11 protein-coding genes are annotated in these 14,747 nt (G+C 64.1%); 6 read left to right on the top strand and 5 right to left on the bottom strand.

The window, feature by feature from the left end; all coding sequences use genetic code 11:
• Window positions 1-162 precede the first annotated feature (162 nt).
• Together ACNQPL_RS22805 and mqo are read right to left on the bottom strand one after the other, a co-directional pair.
• Window positions 163-1,209 carry a class I SAM-dependent methyltransferase gene (locus ACNQPL_RS22805; protein WP_416467975.1) on the bottom strand — a complete coding sequence of 349 codons (1,047 nt, stop codon included), beginning with the start codon at window positions 1,207-1,209 and terminating at the stop codon, window positions 163-165.
• A gap of 224 nt (window positions 1,210-1,433) precedes the next feature.
• Entirely contained in the window at window positions 1,434-3,011 is a 1,578-nt protein-coding gene (mqo, locus tag ACNQPL_RS22800; RefSeq protein ID WP_387529527.1) for a malate dehydrogenase (quinone), read from the bottom strand.
• Window positions 3,012-3,165: 154 nt separating this feature from the next.
• Here mqo and ACNQPL_RS22795 point away from each other — a divergent pair, with 154 nt between their 5' ends.
• The 3 genes from ACNQPL_RS22795 (at window position 3,166) to ACNQPL_RS22785 (ending at window position 7,557) form a co-directional block, all read left to right on the top strand.
• The gene (locus ACNQPL_RS22795; RefSeq protein ID WP_416467974.1) at window positions 3,166-4,386 is read left to right on the top strand and encodes a putative DNA modification/repair radical SAM protein; all 1,221 of its coding nucleotides are present in this window, start codon (window positions 3,166-3,168) and stop codon (window positions 4,384-4,386) included.
• Window positions 4,377-5,219 carry a TIGR03915 family putative DNA repair protein gene (locus ACNQPL_RS22790; RefSeq protein ID WP_416467973.1) on the top strand — a complete coding sequence of 281 codons (843 nt, stop codon included), beginning with the start codon at window positions 4,377-4,379 and terminating at the stop codon, window positions 5,217-5,219. Before ACNQPL_RS22795 ends, ACNQPL_RS22790 begins: the two co-directional genes overlap by 10 nt.
• 169 nt (window positions 5,220-5,388) lie before the next feature.
• Window positions 5,389-7,557, top strand: a complete 2,169-nt coding sequence (locus tag ACNQPL_RS22785; RefSeq protein ID WP_416467972.1) for a TonB-dependent siderophore receptor — start codon at window positions 5,389-5,391, stop codon at window positions 7,555-7,557.
• A gap of 173 nt (window positions 7,558-7,730) precedes the next feature.
• Here ACNQPL_RS22785 and ACNQPL_RS22780 read toward each other — a convergent pair whose 3' ends face one another.
• The 3 genes from ACNQPL_RS22780 to ACNQPL_RS22770 all read right to left on the bottom strand — a co-directional run bounded on the left by ACNQPL_RS22780 (window position 7,731) and on the right by ACNQPL_RS22770 (window position 10,437).
• Window positions 7,731-8,702: a biotin-dependent carboxyltransferase family protein gene (locus tag ACNQPL_RS22780; protein ID WP_416467971.1), complete on the bottom strand. Its 972-nt coding sequence runs from the start codon at window positions 8,700-8,702 to the stop codon at window positions 7,731-7,733.
• Window positions 8,699-9,586, bottom strand: a complete 888-nt coding sequence (locus tag ACNQPL_RS22775; RefSeq protein ID WP_416467970.1) for a 5-oxoprolinase subunit B family protein — start codon at window positions 9,584-9,586, stop codon at window positions 8,699-8,701. The genes ACNQPL_RS22780 and ACNQPL_RS22775 overlap by 4 nt, the downstream gene beginning before the upstream one ends.
• A 92-nt stretch (window positions 9,587-9,678) precedes the next feature.
• Window positions 9,679-10,437: a 5-oxoprolinase subunit PxpA gene (locus tag ACNQPL_RS22770; RefSeq protein WP_416467969.1), complete on the bottom strand. Its 759-nt coding sequence runs from the start codon at window positions 10,435-10,437 to the stop codon at window positions 9,679-9,681.
• A gap of 118 nt (window positions 10,438-10,555) precedes the next feature.
• Here ACNQPL_RS22770 and ACNQPL_RS22765 point away from each other — a divergent pair, with 118 nt between their 5' ends.
• From ACNQPL_RS22765 to ACNQPL_RS22755, 3 genes are all read left to right on the top strand, one after another.
• Window positions 10,556-11,473, top strand: a complete 918-nt coding sequence (locus ACNQPL_RS22765; protein ID WP_346613102.1) for a LysR family transcriptional regulator — start codon at window positions 10,556-10,558, stop codon at window positions 11,471-11,473.
• Window positions 11,474-11,573: 100 nt separating this feature from the next.
• Window positions 11,574-13,640: a maltose alpha-D-glucosyltransferase gene (gene treS, locus ACNQPL_RS22760; protein ID WP_346613101.1), complete on the top strand. Its 2,067-nt coding sequence runs from the start codon at window positions 11,574-11,576 to the stop codon at window positions 13,638-13,640.
• 230 nt (window positions 13,641-13,870) lie between these two features.
• Window positions 13,871-14,500, top strand: a complete 630-nt coding sequence (locus ACNQPL_RS22755; RefSeq protein ID WP_346613100.1) for a riboflavin synthase subunit alpha — start codon at window positions 13,871-13,873, stop codon at window positions 14,498-14,500.
• Window positions 14,501-14,747: the final 247 nt, after the last annotated feature.

Genomic DNA, 14,747 nt, shown 5'->3' with positions numbered 1-14,747 from the left:
CGCCAATTTAAAAGACAGTGAGTAATCTCGCTGTGTGCGCTTTACACCTTGCTCCATCTGACTCTCCGGAAATTCGGGATGGGAGGTGTAAACCTTATTCAGGACGGGACAGCAGCAACAGAAAGGGCGCCAGCAAGGCGCCCTTTCTGCTTTTGCAGGCCTTTATTTACGGGCCTCCAGAATCAAGTTGAACGGCGTCTGCGTCGCTCGCCGGAACTGCCTGAACCCCGCCTCCTCGAACACTGCCCGCAGGCGCGCCTCCCCGGCCTGCGCCCCCAAGCCCAACCCGACTTCCTGGGACAGCGAGTTCGGCGTGCAGATAAACGTCGAAGCGGCGTAGAACAAGCGCCCGACGGGTGTCAGGTTGCCGTCCAGTGAATCCTCGGCATAGGGTTCCACCAACATCACCGTGCCGTCCGGTTTCAACGCCCGATACGCATGCCGGGCCGCGCCAACCGGGTCACCCATGTCGTGCAGGCAATCGAAGAAGCACACCAGGTCATGGTCAAAGCCTGGGTAATCCTTGGCCGACGCTTGCTGGAAGCTCACCCGCTCCGCCACCCCAGCCTCGAGGGCGCGCTCACGCGCCGTGGCAATGGACGGCGCGTGATAGTCGTAGCCGACGAACGTCGATGCCGGAAACGCCTGGGCCATGACCAGCGTCGAAGCGCCATGCCCGCAGCCGACATCCGCCACCTTGGCGCCGGCCGCGAGCTTGCCAACCACGCCATCGAGCGCTGGTAGCCAGTCAGCCACCAGAAAGGTGCGGTAACCGGGCCGAAAGAACCGCTCGGTGCCGCTGAACATGCACGGGTGGTGGTCGCCCCAGGCCAGCCCGCCATCACCGCGCATCGCCGCCACCAGCTTGTCCTTGTCATGAAACAGCGCGGCCACAACCGCCGCGCCGCCAGCCATATAGGCCGGTGAGTCCTCCAGCGCCAATGCCATGGCCTGTTCCTCGGGCAGCACGAAACTGCCCTGCTCATGGATCATGTAACCCGACGCCGCCTGGGCGTTGAGCCATTCGCGCACCAGCCGTGGGTGGCAGCCGGTCCTGGCCGCGAGCGCCTCGGGGGTGGTCGGCTGGCTGTCGGCCATGGCCCGGTACAAGCCCAGCTCATCACCGAGAATCACATTGGCCAGGGTCGCCGCAGCGCCCATGTCGCCCACCAGCTTGCCCATGAAATCGTGGAGCCTTGCCTCGTCCATGACCTGCCCTCCTCTGCAAGAAGGCCACCGTCAGCGAGGGATGTCCGGTCCGGGGTAGCGGTGGTCGGATGAATGGTGAGGGCCCGCGGCATGAGAGCAGCGGCGGGCTATTTGTAAGTTTAGATGTGCTGATCGAACGGCATTGAGATTTGACCTACTCCACAAGCTCGAGCCCATCGCCATCAAACCGGCGACGGGCCCTGCAGTGGCGCAAGCACTGACAGCTACTGCACCGCCCCGGTGCCTGCCGGGTTCAACTGCAGTACCTCATTGGTATATGCCCACTCCTTCTGCACCTCATCGGGATGGTCGTTCAGGCGCATGCCATAGGACGGGATGATCTGCTTGATCTTGGCTTGCCACTGCGGCGACGCCACCTTGTCCTTGAACACCTTGTTGATCACATCGAGCATGATCGGTGGCGCAGTCGAGGCACCTGGCGAGGCGCCGAGCAGGCCGGCGATGCTGCCGTCCTTGGAGGTCACCACTTCCGTGCCCAGCTTGAGCACGCCGCCCTGGCTGTCGTCTTTCTTGATGATCTGCACCCGCTGCCCGGCCTGCCACAGGCGCCAGTCTTCTTTCTTCGCTTGCGGGAAGTATGTGCGCAACGCTTCGAAGCGGTCGTCGTCCGATTGCAGCACTTGGCCGACCAGGTACTGCACCAGGTCGAACTCACGCACGCCCACACGCACCATCGGCCAGGTGTTGTGCACGCTGACGCTGGCGAACAGGTCCAGCAGCGAGCCCTGCTTGAGGAACTTGGTGGAGAAGGTCGCGAAGGGCCCGAACAGGATCATCCGCTTGCCGTCCAGCACGCGGGTGTCCAGGTGCGGTACCGACATGGGCGGCGCGCCGCTTGCGGCAATGCCGTACGCCTTGGCCATGTGCCGCTGGGCAAGGGCCGGATTGTCGGTAACCAGGAACGAGCCGCCCACCGGGAAACCGGCATAGTCCTTGGCCTCATCGATGCCCGACTTCTGCAGCAACGGCAGCGCCGCGCCGCCAGCGCCGACGAACAGGAACTTGGCGTCGGTGCTGGCCTTGTTGCCATCCTTGAGGTTCTTGTACTCCACGTGCCAGGAGCCATCATCGTTGCGGGTGATGTTCTCGACCTCGCTGGACAACTTCAGGTCGAAATTCGGCCGGGTCTTCAGGTAGCCCACGTACTGGCGGGTGATCTCACCAAAGTTGACGTCCGTGCCGATCGGCGTCCAGGTCACCGCCAGCTTCTGGTTGGGGTCGCGGCCCTCCATCATCAGCGGCACCCACTTGGCGATCTGCGCAGGGTCTTCTGAGTACTGCATGGGCTTGAACAGCGGGCTGGCCTGCAACGCCTCGTAGCGTTTCTTCAGGAAACGGATGTTGTCATCGCCCCACACAAAGCTCATGTGCGGGGTGGTATTGATGAAGGAATGGGGGTCTTTCAATACCCCCTGCTTGACCTGCCAGGCCAGGAACTGACGGGTAATCTGGAACGATTCGTTGATCTCCACCGCCTTGGTGATGTCGATCTTGCCGTCCTTTTCCGGGGTGTAGTTGAGCTCTGCCAAGGCCGAGTGGCCGGTACCGGCGTTGTTCCAGCCGTTGGAGCTTTCTTCGGCCACCTTGTCCAGCCGTTCCACCATCTGCATCGACCAGCCTGGCTCCAGCTCGTTGAGCCAGACGGCCAGGGTAGCACTCATGATGCCCCCGCCCACCAACAGCACATCGACCTTTTTGCTCTCGGCGGCCTGGACGTTGAGCATGCCGAAAGCCAGCGTCAGGCCGGCCAGGGCAAGCTTTGACTTGTGCGTGATGTTCATGTTGTCTCCCGCAGCTATCGGTAAAGTCCAGCACAAGCTTAGCTGACGGATTTGCTCGGGTATCGGCCTTGCGCAAGCGCCGTTGATCACCCGCTATTGCAATCAACCCGATCTCAAAATACTGTATGAATAATCAGTACAGCGAGACAGCCTCATGCAACTTATCGCCAAGCTCGGGATTCTTGCCGACGCCGCCAAGTACGACGCGTCCTGCGCCAGCAGCGGCGCGCCCAAACGCAGCTCGCGCGGCAGCGAGGGCCTGGGCGCCACCGATGGCATGGGCATCTGCCACAGCTACACCCCCGACGGTCGTTGCGTGTCCCTGCTCAAGGTGCTGTTGACCAACTTCTGCTTGTACGACTGCCAGTACTGCGTCAACCGCCGCTCCAGCAACGTGCCGCGGGCGCGCTTCACGCCTGAAGAGGTGGTGCGCCTGACCCTGGATTTCTACCGGCGCAACTGCATCAGCGGCCTGTTCCTCAGTTCCGGCATCATCCGCTCGGCCGACTACACCATGGAGCAGTTGATCCGCGTCGCCCGCCTGCTGCGGGAGGAGCACAACTTTCGCGGCTACATCCACCTCAAGACCATCCCCGACGCCGACCCGCTGCTGATCGAGGAAGCCGGGCGCCTGGCCGACCGCCTCAGTGTCAACATCGAACTGCCCACCGACGCCAGCCTCAAGCGCCTGGCCCCGGAAAAACAAGCGCACACCATTCGCCTGGCCATGGGCGTTATTCATCGGGGCCAGCAAGCCGTAGCAGGCGAACCCAAAGCACCGCGCTTCACGCCGGCCGGGCAAAGCACCCAGGTCATCGTCGGGGCCGATGCCACCGACGACAGCACACTGCTGCGCAATGCCGAATCGCTGTACCAGGGCTACGGCCTGAAGCGCGTGTATTACTCGGCCTTCAGCCCGATCCCCGACAGCCCTGGCAGCGTGCCGCTGGCCGCCCCGCCGCTGCTGCGCGAGCACCGGCTGTACCAGGCCGACTTCCTGTTGCGCGGCTATGGCTACAAGGCCGGCGAGCTGCTTGGCGAGGTAGGCAATCTGGCGCTGGACATCGACCCCAAGCTCGCCTGGGCACTGGCCAACCGTGAGGTGTTCCCACTGGATGTGAACCGCGCCGACGCTGCGTTGCTGGCCCGCATCCCCGGTATCGGCCTGCGCAGTGTGCAACGGCTGGTAGCGCTGCGCCGTGAGCGGCGAGTGCGCTACGACGACCTGATCCAGCTGCGCTGCGTACTCGACAAGGCGCGGCCGTTCATCATCACCAGCGACTACCGCCCCGCCGAAGGGGAGCTACGCAGCGGCCTGCTGCGCGCGCGCCTGCGTGAGCCGCAAGCGCCCTTGCAGATGGGCTTGTGGGGATGATCGCGCTCGAGTGCAACGACCTGTTCGCCACCTGGCGCGACCAGGCCCGCACGCTGCTCGGCCATGGCATCGACCCCGCTGAGGTGAGCTGGGCACAGGGCCCGATCGACGACCTGCTGGCGGTGCCGACGGCACTGCCCGACGGGCCCGGCCCGTTTCGCGCCAAAGTGCCGGCGGCGCTGTTGAGCCTGCTGGAACAGGCGGCTCGCTACCGTGGCGAGCAACGCTGGAACCTGCTGTACGAAGTGCTCTGGCGCGTCGCCCACGGCGACCGCACGGCGATGCTTGCCGGCGACCGTCTGGGCAGCGAACTGCACCGGCGCGTCAAGCAAGTCAGCCGAGAAGCGCACCACCTGCACGCTTTCGTCCGTTTCGTGCCGCTACCGGGCGCACTGGCAGAGCGGTTGCAACTTGACCTGGTGGCCTACCACGACCCGGCCCATGACATTCTGCAGAGTGCCAGCGCACATTTCGCAGACCGCCTGGGGCGCCAGCGCTGGTTGATCGCCACCCCGCAGGACGGCATTCGCTTTGATGGCCAGGCTTTCGATTATCGGCGTGTTTGCCCGGAAGATTGGCGCCAATGGGCGCGCAATGCCGATGATCCTGGTGCGGAGTTGTGGCGCACCTACTACCGCCATACCTTCAACCCTGCCCGCCTCAACCCGGATGCCTTGCGCATGCACATGCCCGGGCGCTTCTGGCGGCACTTGCCAGAGGGCATGCTGATCCCACAGCTGGAGGGGTTGGCGCGCCAGGGCAAGCAACGCGATGGCCAGGCCGTTGAAGTCGCCGGTCAGCGCGGCAAGCAGATCACCCGTCCGACGCCCTGAAGGGGTGCCGCAGACCGCAGCTGCTCTACTGCGCGCTCTGAATGTGAAAAAAATGTAAAAAAATTGGCATACCAGACTTTCACGGTGCGACAAATCCTGACAAACTTATTGTTAATCGTTCTCATAAACACTTTGAATAACGTTTAGCAAGTACAGGAACCCGCCCCTCATGCCGTCGTCTTTCGCGCCCACGCGCACCCTCCCAGCTCGCAATCTGCTCGCCATGGCCGTGTGCATGGCCATCGTCACACCGGCCCTGGCCGAAGACGACCAGCCCGTTACGTTGGAACTGGGCGCCACAGAGATCAGCTCCAACCAGCTGGGCAGCACCACCGAGGGCTCGCAGTCCTACACCACCGGTTCCATGTCCACCGCCACCAAGCTGCCGCTGAGCCTGCGTGAAACGCCTCAAGCGGTGACAGTGATGACCCGCCAGCGCATGGACGACCAGGCGATGACCAGCATCAACGACGTGGTCAAGGCAACGCCGGGGCTGTACCTCGACTATTCCAACGGCCCTGGGCGGCAGGCGTATTCTTCGCGCGGTTTCGACATCGACAACCTGATGTACGACGGCATCCCGAGTGGCTACCAAGGCTGGACAGTCGGGGCACAGCCCAACTTGGCCATGTTCGACCGTGTCGAGATCGTGCGCGGTGCCACCGGCCTGGTGACCGGCTCCGGCAACCCGTCGGCGGCGATCAACCTGGTGCGCAAGCGCCCGTTGGCTGAACAGAAAGTCACCCTCACCGGTGCCGCTGGCAGCTGGGACAACTACCGCGGCGAAATCGATGCCTCCAGCCCGCTCAACGACAGCGGCACCCTGCGCGGCCGAGTGGTGGCGTCGTACCGCGATGCCAACAGTTACATCGATGATGTGGAAGAAGACCACGGCCTGTTCTACGCCGTGACCGAGGCGGACTTGTCGGAAGACACCACGCTGACCCTCGGTTTTTCCCACCAGAAGGACAAGACCAATTACTTCTGGGGCGCCATGCCCACAGCGCTGGACGGCCATCACATGGGCTTCTCGCGTTCCTACAACCCGGGCAGCGACTGGGAGAACAAGGACCAGGAGATCAACACCGTCTTCGCTGAAGTGCGCCAGCGCCTGGCCAATGACTGGAAACTGCAGGTCAACGCCAACTATTCCCAGCAGGACGCCACCTTTACCGGCTCTTACCAGTCGCGCTGGGCTGGGCTGGATGCGCCGCTGTCGCGCACCGCATACCAGTCCAAGCACCAGGAAAACCAGGCCGGCGTCGACGGCTTCGTCAGCGGGCCGTTCGAAGCCTTCGGCCGCACCCACGAGCTGGTAGTCGGCGCCAGCAAGCGCATCTACGATATGGACACGCGCGACTACAGCCCGTACGACACGAACTGGCCGCTCAATGCCGGCAAGCCGAACTTCGTGCACACCGGCAACACCCGCGAAGTCACCACCCAGGAAGGCGTGTACATGACCACCCGCCTGAGCCTGGCTGACCCGCTGAAACTGATCCTCGGCGGCCGCCTGGACTGGTACGACTACGACAACAAGGAAAGCGCCACCGCCGACTACAAGGTCACCCGCAATGTCACCCGCTTTGCCGGGCTGATCTACGACCTGGACGATCACCATTCGGTGTACGTCAGCTACAGCGACATCTTCAACCCGCAGAGCTACAAGGACGCCTCCGGCAGCCCGGTCAAGCCGATCGACGGCAAGAACTACGAAATCGGCGTGAAGGGCGAGTACTTCGACGGCGCGTTGAACGCCAGCGTGGCGCTGTTCCGTATCGATCAGGAAAACCGCGCCGTCTCGCAGACGGACCTGGCGAGCTGCAGCGACCCGACCAACTGCTACGTCGCTTCCGGCGAAGTGCGCAGCCAGGGTATCGACATGGAACTGCAAGGTGCGCTGACCCGCAACTGGCAGGTCGGTGCCGGCTACACCTACGCCCGTGCCCACACCATCAAGGACGCCGCCAACCCAGGTAACGTGAACCAGCGCTTCGACACCGACACGCCGGAGCACATGTTCAAACTGACCACCACCTACCGCTTCGAAGGCCCGCTGGAGAAACTGCGCATTGGTGGCAATATCGCCTGGCAGAGCCGCATCTACAACGACTTCACCGTGGCCGATGGCAGCGAATACCGCCTGATCCAGGGCTCGTATGCGGTTACCGACTTGATGGCCGGTTATCAGGTCAACAAGCATCTGGACTTGCAGCTCAACGCCAACAACGTGTTCGACCGCAAGTTCTATTCGGCTGTGGCCAACTCGGTGAGCTATGCCGGCGACACCTGGGGTGCACCGCGCAACATGATGCTGACGGCCAAGTACAGTTTCTGATGCCCAGGGGCTGCCCTGCAGCCCATCGCCGGCAAGCCGGCTCCTACAGGGTATGCGGCGCGCTCGCGGGCTTTGTTCTCTGCGCGACAGCGCAGCCCGAAGGGCTGGGTAATCTGCCACAGGGTCCGCAGCGCAGCGGATACTGTGGGCGCCGGAACCGCTGGCCTGGCAGATCAGCTGAACAACCTGCCCAGATACCCCAGCTTCTTCTTGTACGACCGCCGCGCCTCAAGCGCCTCTTCCATGCTCACCGGCAAAAACCGCGCCTGCTGGTTAGGCTGCATCTGCCCGACCAAGTCCAGGTCAGCGCTGATCACCGTGCCGATCATGGCGTAGCCCCCACCCGACACCGCATCCCGGTGCAGGATGATCGGCTCCAGCCCCGCCGGTACCTGGATCGAGCCAATCGGGTAGCAGCTGTCGACGATGTTGGAAGGGTCCGAGCCTGCGCCAAACGGCTGCTCACGCGGCTGGAAGCTCAACGCGCCGCCACCGCGGTAGCGGTAGCCGATGCGGTCGGCCTCGGAGCCGACCGTCCAGGCATCGGTAAAGAAGCGCTTCGCTGCGGCCTCGGTCAGGCGGTGGAAGTACAAGCCCGGCACCACCCGCAACACCACTTCGCCGCCCAACGCCTGGCGCAAAGCCATGGGCAGGCTGGCACCGGCCCGGGTCTTGCCGCTGGGCACGCCGACCGGCAGCACATCACCGGCCACCAGCTTGCGCCCATTGAAGCCACCCAGCGCCCCCAATGCGTATGTAGAGCGGCTACCCAGCACCTGCGGCACATCGATCCCGCCCGCCACCGCAATGTAGGCCCGCGCCCCAGCCGTGGGAAAGCCCAAGCGCAGCACTTGCCCAGCCCGGACTGCAAACGCGGTATCAGGCCGCTGCTCACGGCCATCGAGCAACGCCGGCATCTGCGCGCCGCACACCGCCACCAGGGCATCCTGGGTGAACTCCAACTCCGGCCCTACCAGCGCACACTCAAGCCCGGCCGCACCTGCCGGGTTGCCAACCAGCTGATTGGCGGCGCACAACGCGTACTGATCGAGCGCGCCGGACGGCGGGATACCGAGGTGGTAATAGCCTTCGCGGCCGAGGTCCTGCACCGAAGTCGCCAGGCCAGGTTTGCGTACCTTGATCATGCCAGCGCCTCCTGCAACGACTTGGGATAGCCGACCGGGTCGGCGAGAAATGCATCGAGGGAAAACTCCACCGCGCGAATGCGCAGGTCGAAACGGCCCTCCTCGACCTCTGCCACGGCCTGGTCGTAGGCCTGGCGGTCGATGGGCTTGAACTGCACGATGTCGCCCGGGCGGAAGAACACCATGTGCGCCTTGAGGTAGTTCAGGGTCTGCTGCGGGTCGTAGATGGGGGCTGGAGTCACACCGAACATCTGGTAGCCCCCTGCCCCACGCACCGAATAGATGCAACCGAAGCAACCGCCATGGCCGAGGGTCAGCTTCGGCGTATCGGTGCGCGGGCGCAGGTACTTGGGCACCTGCAACTGGCGCTCGCGCTCGACCATCTGGAACATGAACGGCAAGCCGGCGACGAAGCCGACCATCGACACGAACCATGGCGCACCACTGTGCGCAGCGATGAACGCCTCGACGTCGGCCAGGCCATTGATGCGCGCCGCGTATTCCAGGTCGGTGCTGCTCGGGTCCTGGTGGCGGTCGCGAAAGCGCATCAGGGTTTCATGGGTCCAGGGGTCGTTGTACAGCACCGGAATCTCGATGATGCGGGTGTGCAACGAGCGCTCGGCCACCGCCTCGGCCTCGGCGCCGCGTACGGCTTCGAGCAGCGCATCAGGGGCGATGCGGTCGGGGTCGAAACGGATCTGGAACGAGGCGTTGGCCAGGCAGATGTCGAGCACGCCCTCCAGCGCCAGGCGCTCAACCGCACGGGTGACGGCCATGCCCTTGAAGAAGGCCTGCAGCGACATGCTGTCGCTGACCTCGGCGAACAGGTGCTCGTCGGCACCGAAGCTATAGCGGATCGGGGTACTGGCAAGCGGCTCGGCCATGTCTGCTCCTTTTTTGGAATCTTTATCGTAAGGCAGGCAAAAACAATGCTGTGCGGTGGCACCGGTGTCTGCGCATCGGCCGCCCATGAAACTCAACGGGGTGTGCGCACCTCGATGCCTGCGGCGTCCAGCGCCGCCCGCGTGGCCTCGACCAGGCAGAGTGCGCCCGGGGTATCGCTGTGCAGGCAAATGGAATCGAATTCGATGGCCAGGTCCTGGCCTTCTACCGTACGCACCACGCCTTCCCGGCAGGCGCGCAGCACGCGCTCGGCGACCGCCTGCGGCTCGTAGCCACGCACATTTCGGGTAAACACGATGGAGCCGCTCAAATCGTATTCACGGTCGGCGTAGAACTCACGCACCACCGGCTGGCCCAGTGCCTGGGCAACGCGGCAGATCACCGACCCAGGCATGCAGTACAGCAACAGCTCAGGCTCGATCACCCGCAGGTTCTGCACCAGCAGCTGGGCGGCTTCTTCGTCGCGGGCCAGGTGCATGTACAGCGCGCCATGCGGTTTGATGTGCTGCAGGCTGACGCCCTGCGCACGGGCAATTTCACGCAGCGCACCGAGCTGGTAGAGCATGTCGTCGACCAGTTCCTGGGCCGGTGCGTTGATATGCCGACGGCCAAAACCGACCAGGTCACGGAACCCTGGGTGGGCGCCTACCGCCACGCCCAGCGCCTTGGCCCGCTCGACCGTGCGGCGCATGGTGCCCGGGTCACCGGCATGAAAGCCGGTGGCGATATTGGCCGAGCTGATGAAGGCCATCAGCTCATTGTCGACACCGTCGCCGATGGTCCACGGGCCAAAGCCCTCGCCCATGTCCGAGTTGAAGTCTACTGCCTGCATGACTGCGCTCCTGGTCTTGTGACTGCGTGCAAGCCACGTTAGATTCTCTGCTACCCCTTGGGAAGATCTATAAACAGATAGGGTATCTTCTGAAAATCAGATACCCGGGAGTGCCTTCGTGTCATTGACCCTGCGCCAGGTCCGTTATTTTGTCGCCACCGCCGAAATCGGCCAGATCTCCCAAGCGGCGATCCACCTCAACATTTCCCAGTCGGCAGTGACCACGGCGATCAAGGAACTGGAGGCCATGCTGGGCGCGCTGTTGTTCCAGCGCTCCCCCCAGGGCATGAGCCTGACCGACGCAGGGCGGCATTTTCTGAACCGCGCCTACGTGATCTTGCGCAGCGTCGACGATGCGCTGAACAGCCCCTTGCCCGACGTGCGCGCCAGCGGCCTGCTGCGCCTGGCAGCGAGCTACACGGTGCTCGGCTACTTCCTGCCGCACCACCTGCAACGCCTGGAGCACTGGCACCCGGACGTGACCCTGGAGGTGCACGAGCAAGAACGCAGCGCCATCGAGCAAGGCCTGCTCGAAGGCCGCTTCGACATGGCCGTGGTGCTGACCGCCAACCTCACCCACCCGGATATCGTCTCCGAAACCCTGTTCAACTCCGAACGCCGGCTGTGGCTGCCCAGCCACCACCCGCTGTGCGAGCGCTCGGCGGTGAGCCTGGCGGACGTCGCCCACGAGCCGTTCATCCTGCTCACCGTGGACGAAGCCGAACAAAGCGCCATGCGTTACTGGGAACTGGCCAAGCAACGCCCCAGCGTGCGTGTACGCACCAGCTCGGTCGAGGCGGTGCGCAGCATGGTCGCCAATGGCAGCGGCGTGGCGATCCTCTCGGACCTGGTGCACCGGCCCTGGTCGCTGGAAGGCAAGCGCATCGAAACCGTGACCATCAGCGACCCGGTCACGCCCATGAGTGTCGGCCTGGCCTGGCACCGCGAGCGGGCGTTCAGCCCGGCGATGCAGGCGCTGCGCAACTACTTCCACGATGCCTTCCTGGCGCCGCAGCAGCTGTCGGCCCGGCGATAGCAGCCCGGCACAATGCCCGCCAGGAAAACCTCAGCCGAACGTTCAGCGTCCACTATCGTCATACCTTGAGCCGGTTGCCGACACGCAGAGAGGACGCGAAATGACTTCACCCGACCCGTCATACGTCAAATGGCTCGAAGAGCGCTCCATGCTCAAGGCCTCGCAGGAGCGGGCCCGGCTGTACTCGGGCCAGTCACGCCTGTGGCTCAACCCCTACGCCGAAGCGCAACCGCGCCGCGCCACCGACATCGCTTCGGTGTGGCTGACGGTCTACCCCGACGCCATCATCGCCCCCGAAGGCTGCTCGGTGCTCGGCGCCCTGGGCCACGAAACCTTGTGGAAGCGCTTGTCTGAGATTGGTGTGCAAGGCATACATACCGGCCCCATCAAGCAGTCCGGTGGTGTAAGCGGGCGCGATTTCACGCCCAGCGTGGACGGCAACTTCGACCGCATCAGCTTCGACATCGACCCGCTCTACGGCAACGAACAGGAGCTGGTGCAGATGAGCCGCATGGCGGCGGCGCACAACGCCGTGACCATCGACGACCTGATCCCCTCGCACACCGGCAAGGGCGCCGATTTTCGCCTGGCCGAGCTGGCCCATGGCGCCTACCCCGGGCTTTACCACATGGTCGAGGTCCGCGAGGAAGACTGGCCGCTGCTGCCCGAGGTGCCGCCAGGCCGTGATGCGGTCAACCTGCTGCCGGCCCAGTGCGACGAGCTCAAGGCGCGCCACTACATCGTCGGCCAGCTGCAACGGGTGATCTTCTTCGAACCGGGGGTCAAGGAAACCGACTGGAGCGCGACGCCGCCCATCACCGGCGTCGACGGCAAGACCCGGCGTTGGGTGTACCTGCACTACTTCAAGGAGGGCCAACCGTCGCTCAACTGGCTGGACCCAAGCTTTGCCGCCCAGCAGATGATCATCGGCGATGCCCTGCACGCGCTGGACTGTCTGGGCGCGCGCGGCCTGCGCCTGGATGCCAACGGCTTTCTCGGGGTCGAAACACGCGCCAGCGGCACTGCCTGGTCGGAAAGCCACCCGCTGTCGATCGTCGGTAACCAGATCATCGGCGGCATGATCCGCAAAGCCGGTGGCTTCAGTTTTCAGGAGCTGAACCTCACTTTGGACGACATCGCGCAGATGTCCAAGGGCGGCGCCGACCTGTCCTACGACTTCATCACCCGCCCCGCCTATCAACATGCCCTGCTGACCGGCGACACCGAATTCCTGCGGCTGATGCTCAAGGAAATGCATGGCCTGGGCATCGACCCGGCGTCGTTGATCCACGCGCTGCAGAACCATGACGAGCTCACCGTCGAGCTGGTGCACTTCTGGACCCTGCATGCCCATGACATGTACCTGTTCAAGGGCCAGACCCTGCCCGGCAACATCCTGCGCGAGCACATCCGCGAAGAAATCTATGAACGCCTGTCGGGTGAGCATGCGCCCTACAACCTGCGCTTCGTCACCAATGGCATCTCCTGCACCACTGCCAGCCTGATCACGGCGGCGCTGGGCATTCGTGACCTGGAACAGATCGGCGCGGCGGATATCGAGCTGATCCAGAAGGTGCACTTGCTGCTGGTGATGTACAACGCCATGCAACCCGGGGTGGTCGCGCTGTCGGGCTGGGACATGGTAGGTGCCCTGCCGCTACCGGCCGAGGCGGTGGCCGAGAGGATGCTCGACGGCGATACCCGCTGGATCCACCGGGGCGCTTATGACCTGGCCGGGCTCGACCCGCAGGCCGAAGCGTCGGTGCGCGGCATGCCGCGGGCGCGCTCGCTGTACGGCAGCCTGGACAGCCAGCTGGAAAACCCTGATTCGTTCGCCAGCAAAGTGAAAAAACTGCTCGCCGTGCGCCAGGCTTACGGTATCGCTGCCAGCCGCCAGGTGCTGGTACCCGAGGTCAGCAGCCCCGGGTTGCTGGTGATGGTGCACGAACTGCCGGCCGGGCGCGGCATTCAGATCAGCGCGCTGAACTTTGGCCAGGAGGTGATCGCCGAAGAGCTGGTGCTGACCGGCTTCACACCGGGGACGGTGGTGGACATGATCAACGAGACGGTCGAGGGCGACCTGACCGAGGATGGGCGGCTGGTGGTCAACCTGGACCCCTATGAAGCCCTGTGCCTGAGGATCGTGAACAGCAGTGGGCATGTATGAACACGCTGACACCACGGTTATTGTAGGGGCGGCCTTGTGTCCCGGCGGGGCCGCGCAGAGGCCCGACACCAATTGCGGCGCCGCAGAAACGGGGGCCGCTTTGCGGCCCTTGCCGACCCGCCCCTGCAAGGCCGCTCCCACAGGGATGGCGTTGCGGGTGCCACTGCTTGCATTCCTGGCCTTACCGGCATAGTTTCCGGGCAATCATTTTCCACGCCAGGAGCCCATCCATGTACACCGGCATCGTCCAGGCCGTTCGCCCTCTGCTTGCGGTAAACACCTACCCGGGCCACAACCAGTTCACCATCGACCTCACCCCGGAGCTGCTCGAAGAGCTGAAGATCGGCGCGAGCGTCAGTGTTGAAGGCACCTGTCTGTCGGTCACTGAAATCGATGGCACCCAGGTGAAATTCGATGCCATGACCGCCACCCTGGAACGCACCAACCTGCGCTTCTTCAAGGCCGGCCAGGGCGTCAACATCGAGCGGTCAGCGAAGATGAACGCGGAAATCGGCGGGCACCTGATGGCCGGCCACATTGCCTCCACCGCCGAGATCGTCGAGCTGTCGATCAAGGAAACCGGCGCCTTCATCCAGTTCCGTATGCCGCCGGAGTGGGCCAAGTACGTGTTCCCCCGTGGCTTCCTCGGCGTCAACGGCTGCAGCCTCACCGTGGCCGAGGTGGACGACACGCTGATCACCATCAACCTGATCCCCGAGACCCTGCGCCAGACCACCTTCGCCAACTACAAAGCTGGCGAGCTGATCAACATCGAAGTCGACCACCAGACCATGGTGCTGGTCGATGTGGTGGAGCGCACCCTCAAAGGCACCCTCGCCCGGGAAAAGTTGTTGCCCTGAACGGCTTCATCAAAGCCCGCGAGCGCGCCGCGTACCCTGTGGGAGCGGCTTCAGCCGCGAAGCAGGCGCTGCGGTGGATGGCACCGGCTTCGCCGGTGTTCGCGGCTGAAGCCGCTCCTACAGGGCCCCCGCCAAATCAGTAAGTTAGCGTTTGTTCTATGGTAGCCGAATTGCCGGCCACAGCTTCTGCAGCGCCGCACCCCCTGTGGGAGCCGGCTTGCCGGCGATGAGGCCTGGCCAGGCAACC

The sequence above is a fragment of the Pseudomonas sp. LFS044 genome, assembly GCF_047978245.1.
Taxonomy (GTDB): Bacteria; Pseudomonadota; Gammaproteobacteria; order Pseudomonadales; family Pseudomonadaceae; genus Aquipseudomonas.
The sequence above is the reverse complement of the archived record's forward strand: the minus strand, read 5'-3'. Positions and strand labels throughout refer to the sequence as shown.